Origin of the sequence: Nocardia aurantia, from assembly GCF_009604425.1 — a bacterium.
Taxonomy (GTDB): domain Bacteria; phylum Actinomycetota; class Actinomycetes; order Mycobacteriales; family Mycobacteriaceae; genus Nocardia; species Nocardia aurantia.
In genome coordinates, this window is the sequence record NZ_WEGI01000060.1 from 1 (window position 1) to 713 (window position 713).

The window sequence follows — 713 nt, forward strand, 5'->3', positions numbered from 1 at the left end:
AGAGACTCCCCCGCCGCAATCCGCATCTGCGACTGCACCAAATCCACATCAGTGATCTCCTCCGTCACCGTATGCTCCACCTGAATCCGCGGATTCATCTCGATGAACACATGATCCCCACGCTCATCCAGCAAAAACTCCACCGTGCCCGCGCACGAATACCCGATCTCCCGCGCGAACGCCACCGCATCCGCACAAATCCGCTCCCGCACAACAGGATCCAAATTCGGCGCCGGCGCCAGCTCCACCACCTTCTGATGCCGCCGCTGCAACGAACAATCCCGCTCGAACAAATGCATCACATCACCCCGACCATCAGCCAGGATCTGCACCTCGATATGCCGCGGATTCACCACCGCCCGCTCCAGAAACACCGTCGCATCACCGAACGCCGACTCCGCCTCCCGCATCGCCGCCTCGATCGACTCCCGCAACTGCCCGGGCTCGGCCACCCGCCGCATCCCGCGACCACCACCACCGGCAACCGCCTTCACGAACACCGGAAACTCCAACGCCGCCGACGCCGCGAGCAACTCCTCCACATCCGCCGACGGCGCACACGAATCCAGCACCGGCAACCCCGCAGCCCGCGCCGCCGCGATCGCCCGCGCCTTGTTCCCCGTCAACTCCAACACCGACGCCGACGGACCCACAAACGTGATCCCCGCCTCCACACACGCCGCCGCCAAATCCGGATTCTCCGACAGAAACCC

The 713-nt window shown here is 64.8% G+C and carries 1 protein-coding gene; it reads right to left on the bottom strand.

Annotation, left to right across the window (positions count from 1 at the left end; translation table 11 throughout):
- Window positions 1–713 (bottom strand): ATP-binding protein (locus NRB56_RS38155; protein WP_153349245.1); only part of this gene is annotated, 713 nt, incomplete at both ends.